This window comes from Microbacterium sp. K24 (assembly GCF_004794465.1).
Classification (GTDB): Bacteria; Actinomycetota; Actinomycetes; order Actinomycetales; family Microbacteriaceae; genus Microbacterium.
In genome coordinates, this window is the sequence record NZ_SSDJ01000147.1 from 68746 (window position 1) to 85610 (window position 16865).

The window sequence follows — 16865 nt, forward strand, 5'->3', positions numbered from 1 at the left end:
GGGCGGAGGGCAGCCCGGATCTCGCATCGCGCAGCCCCGCACGCCGCACAGGTGAAGGCGCACACCGCACCACGCATCACCGCGTGCCGATCGTCGCGACGAGGGTGGGTCAGGGGACCTTCCGCTCTCTCCTCCCCATCTGCGGCACGCCTCGGACCGAATGTCGGAGGGGGTTCGTACCTTGTGAGTATGCGCATCCTGCACACCTCCGACTGGCACATCGGTCGCACGTTCCACGGTCACTCGACCATGGACGCGCTGGCCGAGATTCTCGGAGCGCTCACCGAGCAGGTGCGGGAGAACGCCGTCGACGTCGTCCTCGTCGCGGGAGACGTGTTCGATTCCGCCACGCCTTCGGGCCCCGCCTACACACTGCTCGGCGACGCGCTCGTCGCGCTGCACGAGACCGGCGCCCGCGTGATCGTCACGAGCGGCAACCACGATTCGGCAGCACGCCTCGGCTTCCAGGCCCGACTGCTGCGCGACGGCATCCATGTGCTGACCGATCCGCTGGCGGTCGGTGCCCCCGTGACCGTCGACGATGCTTTCGGGCCCGTTCATTTCTTCGGCATCCCCTACCTCGAGCCGGCCATCGTGCGCCAGCACTGGCCGGACGGCGACTCCGAAGGGCGACAGCTGCGCACCCAGGCGCAGACGATGTCGCATGCGATGGATCTCGTCCGTGCAGGCATGAGCGCGCACCCCGGCCGCTCGGTCGCGATCGCCCACTGCTTCGCGGCCGGGGTCGATGCCACTCTGGGCCTCGAACGCGAGGTAAGGCAGGGCGGCCTCGACGTCGTGCCGCTGAGTGTCTTCGACGGCCCCGATTACATGGCCCTCGGGCACATCCATGGACGGCAGCAGCTGAGCGAGCGCGTGCGCTATGCAGGCGCACCACTGCACTACAGCTTCGGCGAGCAGCACAAGCCCCGCGGCTCATGGCTGGTCGACCTCGATGCCGAGGGACTCGCCTCGGTCGAATGGCTGGAGCTGCCGGTGCCGCGTCGGCTCGTGACCCTCACGGGCCCGCTCGCCGAGATCCTCTCCGAGGCCAGCGTGGCCGCTCACGCCGACGACTGGGTCTGCGCGATCTACACCGACGCGTTGCCGCAGGCGGAGCCGATGCGCCGCCTGCGCGAGAGCTTCCCGTTCTGCGCGATGGTGCAGCACCAGCCCGCGATCGTGGCCGAAGAGCGGGAGCGCACTTATTCGCAGCGTCTGCGTGCCGCCGTCAGCGATGCCGAGCGGATCGAAGCCTTCCTCGAGCACGTGCGCGCGGGGCACGGGCCGACCGAGACCGAGAGCCAGCTGATCCGTGCCGTGCTCGACGACCGTGTGCGCGCGGAGGCGCTCGTCTAGATGCGTCTGCACCGCCTGGAGGTCGAAGGGTTCGGCCCGTTCCGGTCCCGCCAGACCGTCGACTTCGACGCGTTCGCCGACGATGGCATCTTCCTGATCGCCGGGCGCACCGGCGCAGGAAAGTCCAGCATCCTCGACGCCGTCTGCTTCGGCCTCTACGGCGGGGTGCCGCGCTACGACGGTGGTGAGAAGCGACTCCGCAGCGACCACTGCGAGCCCGATGACCTCTCCGAGGTCGTCGTCGAGTTCAGCGCCTCGGCCGGCCGCTTCCGTGTGACGCGATCGCCGGAGTACGTGCGCCCGTCGAAGCGGGGTGGGGGCACGACGAAGCAGGCTGCCGGCGTGGCGCTCGACGAGTGGACGGATGCCGGGTGGGTCGGCCGTGCCGCGCGGGCAGTCGACGTGGCGAATGAGCTCGACGAGATCCTGCAGCTGAGTCGTGACCAGTTCCTGCAGGTCATCCTGCTCGCGCAGAACCGCTTCTCGGAGTTCCTCCTCGCCGGCAGCAAGGACCGGCAGACGCTGCTGCGCCGACTGTTCGGCACGCAGCGGTTCGAAGACGTGCAGGCTCGCTTCGACGATCGGCGCCGAGCGGCCGAGCAGGCACTCGGCGCACGGCTCGCGACCGTCGCGGCGCGTGTCGAAGAGGCGGAGCGACTGGTGTCCACCGCCGACCTCTGGGGTGACGCGGTCGAGGCGGGCACGGGGGAGGCAACCGGTGCGGGGGAAGCCGTACGACCGACGGTCACCTCGACCACCGCCGAGCGCCTCGATGGTCTGCGCAGGGCGAAGGCCCGCGCCGACTACCGGGCGGAGCGGCGTGTATCCGACCGCGCTGAGGCGGAGAAGTCCTCGACGGCCGCCGACCTCGTGCTCTCCACGAAGCGCGAGGAGCAGCGTGCGCAGGCCGAGCGCGACCGCGCGCGCGCCGCCCTCGACCGGCTCGACGCCGAGGAGCCATCGATCGCCACGGCCCGGGCAGAGCTGTCGGATGCGCGGTCGGCCGAGGCGCTGCGGTCGACGATCGCCGCCGCCGCTCGCGCACGCACGGCTCTGGAGAGTGCGCGCGCGGCCGAGCAGACCGCGCGGGCCACGTGGGAGCGGTTCGGTGTCGCGACCGATGACGACCTCGAGACATGGGCCGCCACGCGTCTCAAAGAGAGCGGCGCGTGGGAGCGTGCGGCCGACCTCGAAGCACAGGAGCCGACCCTCATCGCCGAACTGCAGGCTGCGGAGGTCGCCGTGCAGGAGGCATCCGCACGTGTCGAGGAAGCAGCCGCAGAGCGCGCAGAGCTGCCGACAGAGGTCGTCGCGGTCACGGCCGAACGCGACGACGCGCGGCGCAACGCCGACCGGAAGGCCGATCTCGCCGCCGCTCGGGACGCCGCCGAATCCCGCGTCCGCGCCGCGCGCGATGTTCAGCGCCTCCGCGAGGCGCAGGAGATCGCCGAGCAGCAGCTGGCCGCTCTGACGACTCGGCACGCGACCGCCCAGTCCACGCTGGCGCAGCTGCGGCAGCGTCGTTTCGACGGGATGGCGGGCGAACTCGCCTCGGGTCTCGTCGACGCCGAGCCGTGCCCGGTCTGCGGCGCGCTCGAGCATCCATCGCCGGCCACGCATGCCGACCCCGTCTCGGCCGACGATGTCGCCGCTGCCGAAGCCGTGCGTGACGCAGCAGCGGAACGAGAGCGCGAGGCCGCCGCGACGTCCGCATCTCTTCGCATCGATCTCGCCGCTGCCGAGGCCGGAGCAGACGGCCGCACGGTCGAGCAGGCCGAGGGCGAGCACGCCGCCGCCGTCGACCTCCACGCGCAGAGTCTCGCCGCGGCCGACCGCCTGAAGACTCTAGACACGCAACTGCACGAGATCGCTGAACGGGCCGACCAACTCGAACGCGAACGCGCAGATCGCGCTGCCACCCTCGCGGCGGCGCGGGAGCAGCTCGCGCTTCGCGCACAACGACTCGAGCAGACGCGCGCTCTGACCGCCGAGGCCCGTGGGCCGTTCGACACGGTCGCGGAGCGACTCGCCGATATCACGGCGAAGGTCGCGGCGGCCCGACTGCTCGCCGCGGCGCTCGCCGAACGCGAGCGAAGGGCACAGGCGCTCGCCGAGGCCGAGAGCGAGCGGGATGCGGCGCTCGCCGAGTCCGCGTTCGACGACGTCGCCGCCGCCGAACGCGCGCTGCGATCGCCCGCGGTGCAGGAGGCTCTCGAGACGCGCATCTCTCAGCACGCCGTGCTGCGCGAGAAGGAACGATCGACGCTCTTCGACCTCGAGCTGCGTACGCTCCCCGAAGAGCCGATCGACATCTCGCCGGACGAAGAGGCGGCGGCGACGGCACGCGCCGCATGGATGCACGCCGTCGACGAGGCCAGTCGCGCGCTCGGCACCGTGGAGCGGCTCGAAGACCTCATCGCATCCGCGACCGCGGAGCATGCGAGGACGGCCGACGACGCGGCCGAGTTCGAGGTGCTGCAAGGTCTGGCCGACGCGATCGCCGGCCGAGGCGCCAACACCCGCAAGATGACGCTGGAGACTTTCGTCCTCGCTGCCGAGCTCGAGGAGATCGTCGAAGCCGCGAACCGTCGCCTCTACGACATGTCCACCGGCCGGTACCAGCTGCAGCACTCCGACGCGCTCGCCGCGCGGGGCGCAGCCTCCGGACTCGGCATCGTGGTGTCGGATGCGTTCACCGGACAGACGCGGCCGCCGCAGTCGCTCTCGGGAGGCGAGACGTTCCTCACGTCACTCGCCCTCGCGCTCGGCCTCGCCGAAGTGGTGACGGCCCGCGCCGGCGGCATCCGCCTGGACACGCTCTTCATCGACGAGGGGTTCGGGTCGCTCGACGGCGACACCCTCGACGTGGCGATGCGCACGCTCGACGAACTGCGACAGGGAGGCCGGACCGTCGGCGTGATCAGCCACGTCGAGGCGATGCAGGAGCAGATCCCGGCTCAGCTGACCGTGCGGGCGACGCCGAACGGGCCGAGCATCATCGAGACCCGCTGACCGCCCGATCAGCGGCGGCGGGCCGCGTCAGACGCCGTACTCGCCGCGGATGAAGTCGCGCAGCTGCACGCTGCAGCGGGCGACCGCCTCGCGCCAGTCGGTGAGCGCTCCGTCCTCGGCCTGGTCAGAGACGGCGCGGAAGACCCGGATCGGCACGTCGAACTGCTCGGCGACCCAGATGTAGGCGTAGGTCTCCATATCGACCAGCGCCGCGCCGCTCGGGCGGATCACGGCGGTCACCTCCGCGTCGTCGACGAAGTGGTCTCCCGTGGCGATCAGCACTCCCTCCCGGCCGGTCGAGACCCGCGCGGGCAGCGACACGTGCTGCCCGGCGATGCCGTCGAGGTCGGTGACGTCGTGCTGGAACGCGGTGCCGATCTCGTGGACCGTCGCCTCGAGGCCGGGGGCGATCGCACCCGCGGTGCCGACGACGACGATCTCCTCGTAGGGGTGGGCATCGAGCGCCCGCGTGAGGGCGAAGGTCGCCTGGAGCTTGCCCGGCCCCGTGACGAGACGGTCGAAGCCGTCGAGGGTCTCCGGGAAGGCGGACAGTTCGGAGGCGAGGGCGGCGACGAGGAGTTTCACTTCCTCATTCTTTCAGGTCGCACCTGACAGGAGCGTCGGAGAGCCGTTCGTCACCCCGGCGTAACACAGAGGGGCGATACTGATTCCAGGAAGAGTGGAGGACCACGTGTCGTTGCAGCAGCAGATCTCCGAAGACCTCGGCGTCAAGTCCGAGATCGATCCCGAAGCCGAGGTGGAGCGTCGAGTCGGATTCCTCGTCGATTACCTCCGCACCACCGGCGCGCGAGGATTCGTGCTCGGCATCTCCGGCGGGCAGGACTCGACCCTCGCCGGTCGCCTCGCCCAGCTCGCCGTCGAACGCGTCCGCGCGGAGGGCGGGGAGGCGAAGTTCCTCGCCGTGCGCCTTCCGTACCGCGTGCAGGGCGATGCCGCGGATGCCGTGGCGGCCTTGGAGTACATCGCGCCGGACGCCTCGGTCGAGGTGAACATCCAGAACGGCGTCGACGGCGTCGAGGAGGACATCGAGTTCGCCGTCACGAGCGACATCAGCGACTTCAATCGCGGCAACATCAAGGCGCGCGTGCGCATGGTCACCCAGTACGCCTTGGCGGGGCACGACGGGATGCTGGTGATCGGCACCGACCATGCCGCCGAGGCGGTGACCGGCTTCTTCACGAAGTTCGGCGACGGCGCGGCCGACATCCTGCCGCTGTCCGGCCTGACCAAGCGGCAGGGTCGGTCGCTGCTGCAGTTCCTGGACGCGCCCGATCGCCTCGCCTTCAAGGTGCCGACGGCCGATCTCCTCGACGGCCAGCCCGGCCGTGCGGATGAGGACGAGCTCGGCATCACGTACGAGCAGATCGACGACTTCCTCGAGGGTCGCCCTGTCGATCCCGATGTCGCCGGCCGTATCGAGGCGAAGTACCTCGCGACGCAGCACAAGCGCCATCTGCCGGTGACGCCCGACGACGACTGGTGGCGCTGACCCCGGACGCTCGCGGTTCGTCCCGTGTCGGATGCCGCGGATAGTGTCGAAGCATCCGACAGAACGGGAGCATCGTGCGGATCGACACTGAGGCGCAGCGCGTCATCTGGAGCGCCAGCGACCTCAAGGCGGCTGCGGAGTGTGAATTCGCCTGGTGCCGTGCGATCGACGCGAAGCTCGGGCGCGTACCCGCGGTCGTCGAGCCGGAAGACGCGACGCTGCAGCGGGCCGCTCTGCTCGGCGATGTGCATGAGCGCAATGTGCTGGCCCGGTACGTCGCAGACCTCGGCGCCGAGAGGGTCCATCAGATCGAGAAGGTGTCGTCCGTGGACGCCGAGGGGCTCCGCGCCGCGACCGACGAGACCGTCGCAGCACTCCGGTCCGACGCCCTCGTCGTCTTCCAGGCCGCTTTCGCCACAGAGGAGTTCGTCGGCTTCGCCGACTTCCTGCGCAAAGACGACGACGGCCGCTGGCGGGTGCAGGATTCGAAGCTGGCGCGCAAGGCACGGGTCACCGCGCTCATGCAGCTGGCGGCATATGTCGATCAGCTCGATCGGCTCGGCATCCCGAGATCCGATGACGTCGACCTGATCCTGGGCGACAGCAGCATCAGCACGCACGCCGTCGACGACCTCCTGCCGCTCTTCCATGTGCGCCGCGCGCGTCTGCGGGCGCTCATCGCCGATCGGCGCATCCCCGACGGCGCTGCGGGAACCCCGCTGGCGTGGGGCGACGATCGAGGCGACCTGCAGATCGTCGCGTGCGGCCGCTGCGCCACGTGCGAAGAACAGGTGCTGGCTCACCGCGATCTGCTGATGGTCGCTCGCATGCGTCCGGTGCAGCGAGCGCGGCTCCGCGCGTCCGGCATCGAGACGATCGATGCGCTGGCATCGGCATTCGAGGCTCCGGTCGGTATGAATGCCGACTCCTTCGAGACCCTCCGAGCGCAGGCGCGTCTGCAGATCCGCGCGGATGCCGACGGGGTGCCGACCTACGACGTGCACTACGCACCGGCGATCCACACGCTGCCGCTCCCCAGCCATGGCGACATCTTCTTCGATTTCGAAGGGGATCCGCTCTACACCGAACCGGCGCCGGACGGCGAGGCGCACTGGGGCATCGACTACCTCTTCGGGTGGGTCGACAACACCGACCAGTATTCGGCACTGTGGGCGCACACGTTCGCCGACGAGCGCCGGGCGCTGGAAGACTTCCTCGACTTCGTCCAGGTGCGACGGGCGGCGCATCCCGCGATGCACATCTACCACTACGCGCCGTACGAGACCTCGCACCTCGTGGCGATGGCCGCTCGGCACGGCGTCCGCGAGGGAGAGGTCGACCGCCTGCTGCGCGAAGGCGTCTTCGTCGATCTCTATCCGCTGGTGCTGCGCACGGTGCGCGTCGGTTCGCGCTCGTATTCGATCAAGAAGCTCGAGCCGCTCTACATGGGCGACGACGTGCGCACGAGCGATGTGCAGAAGGGCGACGATTCGATCGTGCAGTACGTCGCCGCGCGCGAACTCGCCGCAGCTGGCGAGAAGGCCGAGGCGGATGCTGTCCTGGCGGACCTGGCCGACTACAACCGCTACGACTGCGTCTCGACCCGGCGGCTGCGCAATTGGCTGATCGACATCGCCCGCCGACAGGGCGTGACGCCGGCGCCGCCGGATGAGATCGACGAGGTGATCTACGAGCCCTCGCCGCGGTCGGTGGCGCTGCTCGCCGACGCGGAGCGCGCGGTCGAGGCCGGGGGAGACGGGCTCGTGCATCGGATCGCGGCCGCGGCGATCGACTACTTCCCGCGCGAGGCCAAGAGCTTCTGGGTGTCGCATTTCCAGCGGCTGCGGGAGCCCGTGACGATGTGGGACGGCACGCGCGACGTCGTGCGCGTCGATCGCGCCTCCTCGACGGTCCGCCGCGACTGGAGCATCGGCGAGGGGCGACGGGTAATGTCCCGCGACGTCGAGATCCGCGGGGAGGTGTCGCCGGGCACGACGCTCGGGGTCGGCGCACAGCCGTTCGCCCTCTACGAGGTGCCGGCGCCGTTCGACACCGAGGTTCCGTCGCGCGCCGTCCACGTTCCGCACACGGTGACCGTCAGCGAGGTGCTCGACGACGGCTACCTGGTGACGGAGTCGGCGGTGCAGGGGCAGACGTGGGATGAGCTGCCGATCGCACTCACGCCCGCCGCGCCGCCGCGCGTGGTGTCGCTGCAGGGCGCGATCGATGAATGGGCCGACGCTGTGCACGCCGAGGCGCCGGGCTTCCCCGCCGATGCCGCGACCGACATCCTGCGCCGCATCCCGCCGCGCACCGCCTCGGGGGCACCGATCCCGACGGCGGGCGATGACGTGATCGATGCGATCGTGCGCGGTGTGCTCGACCTCGATCGCAGCTACCTCGCGGTGCAGGGTCCTCCCGGAACCGGCAAGACCTACACGGGGTCCCGCGTGATCGCGCGCCTGGTGAACGAGTACGGGTTCAAGATCGGCGTCGTCGCCCAGTCGCACGCCATCATCGAGACCCTGCTCGCGCGCGTCGTCGCCGACGGCGTCGCACCGGGGCAGGTGGCCAAGGCGCCGAAGGACAGCGAGGCGGAGACGTCCTACACCGCGATCGCCAAGAACGGCATGGCCTCATTCCTCGCCGAGCATGCCGACGAGGGCGTCGTGGTCGGCGGCACCGCCTGGGACTTCAGCAACACCCAGCGCGTCGACCGGGCAGGGCTCGATCTGCTCGTCATCGACGAAGCCGGGCAGTTCTCGCTCGCCTCGACGATCGCCGTCGCTGCCGGGGCGAAGCGCCTGCTGCTGCTCGGCGACCCGCAGCAGCTCCCGCAAGTCAGTCAGGGCGCGCACCCGGAGCCGGTCGACACCTCGGCCCTCGGCTGGGTCATGGACGGCGATCCCGTCGTGCGACCGGAGTACGGCTACTTCCTCGCGCGCTCGTGGCGCATGCACCCGTTCGTCGCGACGCCGGTGTCGAAGCTGGCGTACGCCGGGCAGCTCGCCTCCGCGCCCGGAACCGAGAACAGATCGATCGACGGCATCGAGCCCGGGCTCCACGTCGTGCCGCTCCGGCATCGCGGAAACGCCACTCAGTCGCCCGAAGAAGCCGCCGAGATCGTGCGTCTCGTCGGCGACCTCATCGGCCGCACCTTCACCGACAACGACCCCGCCGCGACGACGAGGCCGCTCGTGCAGTCCGACATCATCGTCGTCACGCCCTACAACGCGCAGCGCCAGCTCGTTCTCGATGAGCTCGCCGCTGCCGGCTTCCCCGATGTGCCGGTCGGCACGGTAGACAACTTCCAGGGCAAGGAGGCCGTCGTCTCGATCACCTCGCTCGCGGCCTCGAGCGGTCGGGACGCGCCGCGCGGGCCGGAGTTCCTGCTGCTGCAGAACCGTCTCAACGTCGCGATCTCCCGCGCGCAGGCCGTCGCCTACCTGATCCACTCGCCCGCGCTGCTCGACGACCTTCCCTACACGCCCGAGGGTGTCGCCCGGCTCAGTGCTTTCGCGCGACTGGTCGGGGCGGCGGGGTGAACGCGCGCGTGCACACCGAAGACGACATCCTGCGCGCGGCGGCGGCATGGGCGTGGTTTCCACGCGACAGCGACCGCGCCGACGAGCACCTGACGCTGGTGCGCTATCCGGCACGATTCGGCGGCGGGGTGCGGGGCTCGCAGGTGCGCTCGTCCTCCGACGCCGCGGCGGTGCTCGATCACGCCGTCGAGCGCACGAGGAAGTGGGGGGAGTCCCGACTGACCTTCTGGACCAACCCTTCGGACAGCCCCGACCTCGAAGAGGAACTGCAGCGACGCGGTGCACAGCACATCGACACCGTCGCTGTGCTCGCGCGCGCCATCGACGATCTCCTGATCGACGCGCCTCCGGGCGCGACCGGCGAGATCGTCCGCACGCTCGACCAGGTGCGCGAGGTCGACATGATCAACGTGCCCGTGTGGGAGCAGGCTCCGCTCGATGAGGACGGCCTGCGCGTCGAGTTCGCGGAAGTTCTCGGTCAGCAGCAGACGGGGGAGGGCGTGCGTGTGCTCGGACGCCTCGAGGGCCAGGCGGTCAGCACTGGCGGCTGCACGATCGTCGACGGTTTCACGCGCTTGTGGGGTGCCGCGACTCTGCCGGCGTTCCGAGGCCGAGGGGCATACCGGGCTGTGCTCGCCGAGCGGTTGCGCGCGAGTGCGGAACTCGGCGCCACGACAGCACTGGTGAAGGGTCGCGTCGCCACCTCGGCGCCGATCCTCCGCCGCGTCGGATTCCACCACTACGGCGACGAGCGCGCGTATCGGCTCGATGTCGCCTAGCGGTCGAGCCGCACGAGCCGCAGCGTCGTGATCAGACGGTGCCGTAGAGCCGATCGCCGGCGTCGCCGAGTCCAGGCACGATGTAGCCCTTCTCATTGAGACGCTCATCGAGAGCACCGAGCACGAGCGTGACGTCGCGATCGCCCGCCATCGCCTCGATCGCAGCGACGCCCTCGGGGGTGCCGAGCAGGCAGATCGCGGTGACATCCTTCGCCCCGCGGTTGAACAGGAACTGGATCGCGGCCGCGAGCGAGCCGCCGGTGGCGAGCATCGGGTCGATGGCGAAGCACTGGCGGTCGCTGAGGTCGTCGGGAAGACGCTCGGCGTAGGTGGTCGGCTCGAACGTCTCCTCGTCGCGGACCATGCCGAGGAACCCGACCTCGGCCGTCGGAAGGAGCTTCACCAAGCCTTCGAGCATGCCGAGACCGGCGCGCAGGATCGGCACCACGATCGGGCGCGGCTCCGAGATCTTCACCCCCATCGTCGTCGTCACCGGAGTGGTGATCTCGATCGGGCTGACCTTCACGTTTCGCGTCGCCTCGTACGCGAGCAGCGTCACGAGCTCTTCGGTCAGCTGCCGGAAGACCGGCGACGGGGTGCGCTGGTCGCGCAGCACCGACAGCTTGTGGGTGACGAGGGGGTGGTCGGCGACGTGAACACGCATGGTTACAGGCTAATGCGCGGCGCCCCTCGGCACGACATCGGCCTCGGCGGCACCTCGGCGCGGCTGTCGTAGGCTCGATCCATGACCGCCGCCGACGATCTCGCGATGCGACGAGCTCTCGCCCTCGCGGCGGAAGCATCGGCCGCCGCGGAGATCCCCGTCGGAGCCGTCGTCCTCGATCCGGAGGGCCGGATCATCGCCGAGGGGCGCAACAACCGCGAGGAGACGCACGACCCGACGGGCCACGCTGAGATCGATGCGTTGCGGGATGCCGCGGCATCCGTCGGCTCCTGGAATCTGCAGGGCCACACCCTCGTCGTGACCCTCGAGCCGTGCCTGATGTGCGCGGGAGCGATCCTGCAGGCGCGTATCAGCCGGGTGGTGTTCGGCGCCTGGGACGACAAGGCGGGAGCAGCGGGATCCCAGTACGACGTGCTCCGAGACCGCCGTCTTCCTTACCGGGCGGAGGTCGTCGGCGGGCTGGAAGCGGATGCCGCGACCGCCCTGCTGCGCGACTTCTTCGATCAGCGTCGCTGAGGCGACGTACTCGGAGTGCAGCGCCTCAGTCCGAGGACTTCAGCACGAAGACGTCGGTCGAGGGCTGGGGGTCGATCGCTGGGCGGTACACGTCCGGCTCGATGTACACGACCCGCGCGACCGGCACGGCCTCGCGGATGCGCGCCTCGATCGCGTCGATGTCGGCAGCCGCCTCGCGCAGCGGCTTGTCGGCGCTGAGCGCGATCTTCGCGGCCACCATGAGCTCGTCCGGACCCAGGTAGAGGGTCTTCATGTGGATGATCTTCTCGATCTCGTCACCCGCGTTGATCGCGTCGACGATCCGGTCGTAGTCCGCCTGGGTCGCGCCTTCGCCGACGAGCAGGCTCTTGGTCTCGACGCCCAACACGATCGCGATGACCACGAGCAGCACGCCGATCATGACCGTGCCGAGGGCGTCGAACAACGGATTTCCGGTGATCAGCGTGAGGCCGACGCCGAGCAGTGCGAACGTCAGACCGGTCAGCGCCCCGACATCCTCGAGCAGCACGACCGGCAGCTCCGGCGCCTTCGACCGGCGCACGAACGACACCCACGACTGGCCCTTCTCCCGCACGAGATTGCTCTCTCGCACGGCCGTGCGCAGCGAGAACGACTCCAGGCCGATGGCGATCACGAGCACGACGAGAGGCAGCCACCACCACGTCCGGTCGAGCTCATGCGGATCGGTGAGCTTCTCGACGCCTTCGTAGATCGCGAACAGTCCGCCGACGGAGAACAGGATGATCGAGACGACGAACGCGTACACATAGCGTTCGCGGCCGTATCCGAACGGGTGCGAGCGGTCGGCCTCGCGTCGCGCCTTGCGTCCGCCGAGCATCAGGAGCAGCTGGTTGCCCGAGTCGGCGACGGAGTGGATCGCCTCGGCGAGCATCGACGCAGAGCCCGAGAGCGCCCAGGCGACGAACTTCGCGAGGGCGATGCCGAGGTTCGCCAGGAACGCCGCGACGATGGCCTTGTTGCCTCCGGATGCACTCATGCCACGAGTCTAGAACCGCACGCTGATGGATACCGGAGCGCCCGCCGTAGGATGACGACATGGCTGAATCGCTTCCCTCCCTCGCGTTCCTCGGTGCCGGTTCCATGGGAGGTGCGATCCTCCGTGGTGTCGTCGCCTCCGGCATCCGCATCGACGGCGGGATCACCGCGACCAACCGCACGCCCGAGAAGGCGGCCGCTTTCGCGGACGTCGCCGGCGTCACCAGCATCGCGCTCTCGGAGAACCCCGAGGGCAATGCGGATGCCGTCGCCGGGGCGCGCATCGTGCTCGTCGGCGTGAAGCCGGCGATGGTGCCGGATCTGCTCCGTGAGATCGCACCGCATCTCTCACCCGACGCGATCGTGGTGAGCCTCGCCGCCGGCGTCACGCTGCAGACCTTCGCGGAGGTGCTCGGCGACGACGCGCGTGTCATCCGATCGATGCCGAACACCCCGTCGACCGTGCGCAAGGGTGTGGCAGGACTTGCCGCGGGAGCATCTGCGACGGCGGACGACCTTGCGCTCGTGCGCCGCCTGTTCGAGACCGTCGGCGCGGTCGTGGAGGTTCCCGAGTCGCAGATCGACGCGCTCGGCACGATCTCCGGCTCCGGCCCCGCGTACGTCTATCTGCTGATCGAGGAGTTCACGAAGGCGGCGGTCGGACTGGGCTTCGGCGAGGCCGACGCGCGGCTCATGGCCGAGCACACGTTCATCGGCGCGACGGCGCTGCTCGACGCGTCGGGGGAGGACCCTGCCGAACTCCGTCGCCGGGTCACGAGCCCGAAGGGCACGACCGAGCGTGCGATCGCCGTCCTGCAGGATGCCCACCTCGATCGCACCTTCGCGGATGCCGCGGCTGCCGCCCTGGCCCGCTCCAAGGAACTGGCGGCCGGGGGCTGATCGATGCGGCTGCGGGTCGAGGGGGAGATCTGGTACTGGCGCGGGCCGGCGCCGTTCCACTTCGTGACCGTGCCGCCGGTGGAGAGCGAGATGATCCACGAGATCGCCTCGGTCGTGACCTACGGCTGGGGGATGATCCCGGCATCCGTCACGATCGGTGCGACAACCGTGACGACGGCGCTCTGGCCGAAGGACGGCGGCTACATCGTGCCGATCAAGAAGGTGCTGCAGGACCGGGAGGGTGTGGCCGTCGACGACGTCGTCGAGCTCACCCTCGAGATCGACGCCTGAATGCGAACCGGCCCAGCGGTAGCTTCATCCCATGGGCGATGTAAGACTCCTGGGCACCTGCGAGATGATCCATGCGATGGATTACGGGCAGTTCACGATCTCGGGCGGGCCTGACGTCGATGAGCTGCGACTACTCGCTGCCGCGATGCAGCATCCCCCTTCCGCGGCGGACGGCCGATCGATCCTGGTACGCAGCCCTCATCAGAACAACTTCGCTATGCGTGTGACCGTGGAGAGATGGTCGGGCCGCCCTTCGCGCGACGATGCGGAGTGGGAGCAGATCTCGATCGAGCCGCTCACGGTGCGCGACCCCGGCGTCGTGCGACTCGGGAGCCCCACGCTCGAGGACACGGTCTGCGCGGTGCCGCCGGGTGAGTATCGGCTGGAGATCAGCGGACGAGGATTCGTCAACAACGGCTGGCCCGGGTCGACAGAGCCGGGCGATGAGTGGCGGCTCCGCTTCTGGCCGCGGACAGCGCACGAAGACGACGTGCGCAAGGTGTGGCGCAAACCCGACTGAGTCACGCCGGCGCGAGCGGATGCCGCCTCAGCGGTCGAGTGCGGCGAAGCGCTCGATGTCGCTGTTGGTGCCCGACACGATGATGAGGTCGTGGTTCGTGACGATCGTGTTGGCCTCGGCGTAGCGGAACGGCTTGCCGGGGCTCTTCACGCCGACGACGGTCACCTTGTACTTCGAGCGGACCCCCGACTCGTTGAGCCCCACACCGCGGATGAACTTCGGCGGGTACATCTTGGCCAGCACGAAGTCGTCATCGAAGCGGATGAAGTCGAGCATCCGGCCGCTCACGAGGTGGGCGACGCGCTCGCCGGCCTCGCGCTCGGGGTAGATGACGTGATTCGCGCCGACGCGGGCGAGGATCTTGCCGTGCGACTGCGAGACGGCTTTCGCCCAGATCTGCGGCACCTTGAGGTCGACGAGGTTCGCCGTGATGAGGACGGATGCCTCGATCGACGAGCCGACGGCGACGACGGCGACCTGGAAGTCGCCCGCCCCGATCTGGCGCAGCGCATCGATGTTCTTGGCATCGGCCTGCACGGTGTGCGTGACGCGGTCCGACCACTTCTGCACGAGTTCGAGGTTGTCGTCGATCGCGAGCACCTCGCGGTCGAGGCGGTCGAGCTCACCGGCACACGCGGCACCGAATCGACCGAGACCGATGACGAGGACGGGAGCGTCGCCCCGGAGGACTTCAACCAACGATCGGCCTTTCCACGGGCAGCGAGTAATACTGCGATCGCGATGTCGCGGCGACTGCCGCGGCGAGTGTCACTGTACCAACGCGGCCCATGAAGATGGTCGCGGCCATCACGTACGAGGCCGAATCGGGGAGTTCCGCGGTGAGACCGGTCGACAGGCCGACCGTGCCGAACGCCGAGATGACGTCGAAGAGCACATGACTGATGTCGTCTTTGGTGATCTGGGCGATGACGATCGTCGACAGGGCGACGATCGTGGCTCCCCACGCGACGACGCTGAGCGCGACGCGCTGCACGTCGCTGGGGATGCGACGGCCGAACACCTCGACGGACTGGCGCCCTTTCGCCTCCGACCACACCGCGATGGCGAGGACCGCGAGAGTGGTGACCTTGATGCCGCCCGCGGTCGACGCCGAACCGCCGCCGACGAACATGAGCATGCTGGCGGCGAGCAGGGACGACCCGTTCAGGTCGTCCATCTCGATGACGTTGAACCCGCCGGATCTCGTCATCGCCGACAGGAAGAACGCCTGGAACGTCGTGTCCGCCGCATCCATCGATCCGAACGTCTTCGGGTTGTTGAACTCCAGGATGAGGAACACCGCGGCGCCCAGCACGAACAGCAGCACGGTGGTCACGAGCGTGAGCTTCGTGTGCAGCGACCACTTCTTCACGTGCCAGACGTGCTTCGCGAGCGTGTAGATGACCGGGAACCCGATGCTGCCGAGGAACACGCCGATCATCAGGAGGGTCAGCACCAGGTAGTCATCGGCGAACACGGCGACGCCGCCGTCGTTCGGGGCGAATCCCGTGTTGGTGAACGCCATGGCGGCGAAGTACGGCGCCTCCCAGAGGGCGGCGATCGGATCGACTTTCGCCATCACGAGGGCGGGGTACAGCAGAGCGGCGAGCGACGCTTCGATGATCAGCGCCGAGACGGCGACGGTGGTGAGCAGCTGGCCGACTTCGCCGAGACGCACGGTCTGGCTCTCGTTCACCACGCCGCCGTGCGCGCGCAGGGGATTCGTGTCTCCCGCGGCCATCAGCTTCGCCCGCAGTCCGAGTCGCCGCGAGATCAGCATGCCCATCAGCGACGCGAGCGTCAGCACGCCGAGGGCCCCGATGTTGACGCCGACGAAGACGACCACGTGACCGAAGGGCGACCAGTAGTTCGCCATGTCGACGGTGGCGAGGCCCGTGACGCAGATGGTGGAGACGGCCGTGAAGAGCGCATCGCTCAACGGGGTGACGGTGCCGCTCGCTGTGGCGATCGGCAGGGACAGCAGCACCGTGAAGACGAGGATCAGCAGAGCGAAGATCACGATCGCGAAGCGCGACGGCGACGAGGTGACGATGTGCTTGACCCAGTCGACGGCACCTTCGAGGCGCTCACGCGGAGACGACGCCGAAGCGATCCCCGACATCGCGTCCTCCTTCGTCCGGCCTGTGCCCGTCCGGGCGATCGCACGACGCCTTTCGCCGAGCCTTCGTCATGGTACTCCGTGGCGGGGACGACTACCCTGATCTCATGACGGACATCTTCGACGTGATCGCAGACGGTACGAGGCGCGACATCCTCCAGCTCCTGCTGCGACGCACGGCCGAAGGAGAATCGGGTATCAGCGTCAGCCACATCGTCGCCGACCTGGGCATCAGCCAGCCCACCGTGTCCAAGCACCTGAAGGTCCTGCGCGACGCCGAGCTCGTGTCGGTGCGCGAAGACGGACAGCGTCGCTTCTACAGCCTCTCGGTCGAGCCGCTCGAGGTGGTCGACGACTGGCTGGTCCCGTTCCTCGTCGACGCGTACGGCGATGGCGCGCCCGACATCGACTACCCCGTCGTGCCGCTGCCCGACAGCGCTGCTCATGCGGCCGAGGTGGTCGGCCGCGCCGCGGCATCCGCCAAGCACGTCGTGACGTCGGCGCTCAAGCGGTTCGGCGGCTGACGGCCTTCTCGTCCTGCGCCGGCGAATGACGCCGGACATGCCTCGCCCCCGACGACAGGGGGGCATGTCGTCAGGGGCGATCCGCGGGCCCCAGCCCGCGTGGACTCGG

General features: G+C 69.4%; 15 protein-coding genes. 10 read left to right on the forward strand and 5 right to left on the reverse strand.

From position 1 onward, the window contains the following. The first annotated feature begins 189 nt into the window (after positions 1 to 189). Together DW306_RS18620 and DW306_RS18625 are read left to right on the forward strand one after the other, a co-directional pair. Entirely contained in the window at positions 190 to 1359 is a 1170-nt protein-coding gene (locus DW306_RS18620; protein ID WP_136057066.1) for an exonuclease SbcCD subunit D, read from the forward strand. Next, positions 1360 to 4371: an SMC family ATPase gene (locus DW306_RS18625; protein ID WP_136057067.1), complete on the forward strand. Its 3012-nt coding sequence runs from the start codon at positions 1360 to 1362 to the stop codon at positions 4369 to 4371. A 27-nt stretch (positions 4372 to 4398) separates the two neighbouring features. Here the strand turns inward: DW306_RS18625 and DW306_RS18630 are convergent, their stop codons facing one another. After that, on the reverse strand, positions 4399 to 4956 hold the full coding sequence (locus DW306_RS18630) for a nucleoside phosphorylase (RefSeq protein ID WP_136057068.1): 558 nt from the start codon (positions 4954 to 4956) through the stop codon (positions 4399 to 4401). A gap of 106 nt (positions 4957 to 5062) precedes the next feature. On the opposite strand from DW306_RS18630, the gene nadE reads away from it, so the two are divergent. The 3 genes from nadE (at position 5063) to DW306_RS18645 (ending at position 10205) form a co-directional block, all read left to right on the forward strand. Continuing rightward, positions 5063 to 5881 (forward strand): ammonia-dependent NAD(+) synthetase, encoded by an 819-nt coding sequence (nadE, locus tag DW306_RS18635; RefSeq protein ID WP_136057069.1) that lies wholly within the window; start codon positions 5063 to 5065, stop codon positions 5879 to 5881. A gap of 74 nt (positions 5882 to 5955) precedes the next feature. Next, on the forward strand, positions 5956 to 9426 hold the full coding sequence (locus tag DW306_RS18640) for a bifunctional RecB family nuclease/DEAD/DEAH box helicase (protein WP_136057070.1): 3471 nt from the start codon (positions 5956 to 5958) through the stop codon (positions 9424 to 9426). An 8-nt stretch (positions 9427 to 9434) separates the two neighbouring features. After that, a complete protein-coding gene (locus tag DW306_RS18645; RefSeq protein ID WP_240747272.1) occupies positions 9435 to 10205 on the forward strand; it encodes a hypothetical protein in 771 nt (256 codons plus the stop codon). Positions 10206 to 10236: 31 nt separating this feature from the next. On the opposite strand, the gene upp is transcribed toward DW306_RS18645, so the two are convergent. Then, entirely contained in the window at positions 10237 to 10869 is a 633-nt protein-coding gene (upp, locus tag DW306_RS18650) for a uracil phosphoribosyltransferase (protein WP_136057072.1), read from the reverse strand. A gap of 81 nt (positions 10870 to 10950) precedes the next feature. On the opposite strand from upp, the gene tadA reads away from it, so the two are divergent. Further along, positions 10951 to 11406, forward strand: coding sequence for a tRNA adenosine(34) deaminase TadA (gene tadA, locus DW306_RS18655; protein ID WP_136057073.1), 456 nt, complete (start codon positions 10951 to 10953; stop codon positions 11404 to 11406). Positions 11407 to 11431: 25 nt separating this feature from the next. Here tadA and DW306_RS18660 read toward each other — a convergent pair whose 3' ends face one another. Then, positions 11432 to 12403: a cation diffusion facilitator family transporter gene (locus DW306_RS18660; protein WP_136057074.1), complete on the reverse strand. Its 972-nt coding sequence runs from the start codon at positions 12401 to 12403 to the stop codon at positions 11432 to 11434. Between the two features lie 59 nt (positions 12404 to 12462). Here DW306_RS18660 and proC point away from each other — a divergent pair, with 59 nt between their 5' ends. From proC to DW306_RS18675, 3 genes are read left to right on the forward strand one after another with little or no spacing between them, the layout of a single operon-like run. Beyond that, positions 12463 to 13302, forward strand: coding sequence for a pyrroline-5-carboxylate reductase (gene proC, locus DW306_RS18665; protein WP_136057075.1), 840 nt, complete (start codon positions 12463 to 12465; stop codon positions 13300 to 13302). A gap of 3 nt (positions 13303 to 13305) precedes the next feature. After that, positions 13306 to 13593, forward strand: a complete 288-nt coding sequence (locus DW306_RS18670) for a DUF1905 domain-containing protein (protein ID WP_136057076.1) — start codon at positions 13306 to 13308, stop codon at positions 13591 to 13593. A gap of 31 nt (positions 13594 to 13624) precedes the next feature. Further along, positions 13625 to 14113: a hypothetical protein gene (locus DW306_RS18675; RefSeq protein ID WP_136057077.1), complete on the forward strand. Its 489-nt coding sequence runs from the start codon at positions 13625 to 13627 to the stop codon at positions 14111 to 14113. A 27-nt stretch (positions 14114 to 14140) separates the two neighbouring features. On the opposite strand, the gene DW306_RS18680 is transcribed toward DW306_RS18675, so the two are convergent. Both DW306_RS18680 and DW306_RS18685 read right to left on the reverse strand, forming a co-directional pair. Continuing rightward, a complete protein-coding gene (locus DW306_RS18680; RefSeq protein ID WP_116634434.1) occupies positions 14141 to 14812 on the reverse strand; it encodes a TrkA family potassium uptake protein in 672 nt (223 codons plus the stop codon). Further along, positions 14805 to 16235: a potassium transporter TrkG gene (locus DW306_RS18685; RefSeq protein WP_136057078.1), complete on the reverse strand. Its 1431-nt coding sequence runs from the start codon at positions 16233 to 16235 to the stop codon at positions 14805 to 14807. Before DW306_RS18685 ends, DW306_RS18680 begins: the two co-directional genes overlap by 8 nt. 104 nt (positions 16236 to 16339) lie before the next feature. Here DW306_RS18685 and DW306_RS18690 point away from each other — a divergent pair, with 104 nt between their 5' ends. Then, entirely contained in the window at positions 16340 to 16756 is a 417-nt protein-coding gene (locus tag DW306_RS18690) for a metalloregulator ArsR/SmtB family transcription factor (protein ID WP_136057079.1), read from the forward strand. Positions 16757 to 16865: the final 109 nt, after the last annotated feature.

Excerpts from the sequence above, each read along its gene's own strand:
- DW306_RS18620 (WP_136057066.1), top strand. The coding sequence starts at position 190 with ATGCGCATCCTGCACACCTCCGACTGGCACATCGGTCGCACGTTCCAC.
- DW306_RS18625 (WP_136057067.1), top strand. The coding sequence starts at position 1,360 with ATGCGTCTGCACCGCCTGGAGGTCGAAGGGTTCGGCCCGTTCCGGTCC.
- upp (WP_136057072.1), bottom strand. The coding sequence starts at position 10,869 with ATGCGTGTTCACGTCGCCGACCACCCCCTCGTCACCCACAAGCTGTCG.
- tadA (WP_136057073.1), top strand. The coding sequence starts at position 10,951 with ATGACCGCCGCCGACGATCTCGCGATGCGACGAGCTCTCGCCCTCGCG.
- DW306_RS18660 (WP_136057074.1), bottom strand. The coding sequence starts at position 12,403 with ATGAGTGCATCCGGAGGCAACAAGGCCATCGTCGCGGCGTTCCTGGCG.
- proC (WP_136057075.1), top strand. The coding sequence starts at position 12,463 with ATGGCTGAATCGCTTCCCTCCCTCGCGTTCCTCGGTGCCGGTTCCATG.
- DW306_RS18670 (WP_136057076.1), top strand. The coding sequence starts at position 13,306 with ATGCGGCTGCGGGTCGAGGGGGAGATCTGGTACTGGCGCGGGCCGGCG.
- DW306_RS18675 (WP_136057077.1), top strand. The coding sequence starts at position 13,625 with ATGGGCGATGTAAGACTCCTGGGCACCTGCGAGATGATCCATGCGATG.
- DW306_RS18685 (WP_136057078.1), bottom strand. The coding sequence starts at position 16,235 with ATGTCGGGGATCGCTTCGGCGTCGTCTCCGCGTGAGCGCCTCGAAGGT.
- DW306_RS18690 (WP_136057079.1), top strand. The coding sequence starts at position 16,340 with ATGACGGACATCTTCGACGTGATCGCAGACGGTACGAGGCGCGACATC.